The 1,151-nt window shown below is 56.8% G+C and carries 1 pseudogene; it reads right to left on the bottom strand.

Annotated features, from left to right (window positions below):
- A pseudogene (locus KCG35_RS25500) lies at positions 1 to 1,151 on the bottom strand (hypothetical protein); the annotation flags it as partial.

Consider the following 1,151-nt stretch of genomic DNA (forward strand, 5'->3'; position numbering starts at 1 on the left):
ACCTTATCCGACACCGTATCCGAACCACTGTTGACCCGGGCTTGGAGTTGGCTGATCAATTCAGCAAAGTCGCTCTGCTCAGTGATGGTGCCGCTATTGAGATCCAGGGCGTGTTGGTACTGATAGGTGCTTACCACCTGGCCAAAGGCATCGTATCGGGTTTCGGTGGCGTAACCTTTGGGGTCAATCTGTAACCGCAAGCGGTTATTGGCATCGTAGAAGAAGTAACCAATCTGACCGCGAGGGTCCGTAGCCTTGATGATGTTGCCAAACGCATCGTAGGCGCTGTGGGTCTCATGACCCAGCGGGTCACGCTCGGCGATCTTGCGCCCCGCCGCATCAAAGGTTTGCTCGCTGGTATAGGCCGCCTGTAGGGTGGCGATATCTTCTTCGGTTAGTTCATAACTGCGTTTGGCCCCACCAGAGATAGTTTGACCATCTTCCGTGGTGACGGTATTGACGATGCCTAACCGGGCGCGCTCGGCCAGTGCCCAGTCGCTGTCTTCTTGAATGAGGGCGACACCACGGGCATCGACAATAGCACTGACCCGACCCAGGGCATCATAGCGGTACTGAGTCTCAGCCGCCGCATCGGTGCCCAGTGCAGTGATCTCCGCAACCTTTTGGTTACGCTCGTCATAGCGATAGGCCGTGCGACGCTCCGCCTGCATACCCGCCGCTTCGGTTTTTAAAGTGAGATTGCCAAAGGCATCGTACTGGTAACGGGTCTCATGGCCATTACCATCCGCACTGGGTACGGTTTCCGCGACCAGGCGATTCAACGCATCGTAACGGAAACGGACAATCCGGTCGGCATACACCAATGAGCGCGACTGATTCGCGCCCAGGGCCATAGGTAACAGGCCACTGTAGCGGTTCTCGAAGATTTTATTACCAAAGGCATCGTAGTCGAACACGGTCAGGTAACCCTGCTCGGCATCCACCTGCTTCAACTCACGGGTCAGCTGGCCTTTGCTGTCGTAATAGAACAGGGTGCGGAAATCACCATCAACGGTGGCTTGGCGCAACTCTGTCCGTTGGCCCAGGGCATCGTACTCATAAAACTCAGCCCGCAGCTGGCCGGAGGCTAGCCCCGCTTGCAACTGATCTTCGGTCAGCCCTAACGTGACCTCGCTGGCCGCACCGGTCAT

This window comes from Zooshikella harenae (assembly GCF_018837975.1).
Lineage (GTDB): Bacteria > Pseudomonadota > Gammaproteobacteria > Pseudomonadales > Zooshikellaceae > Zooshikella > Zooshikella harenae.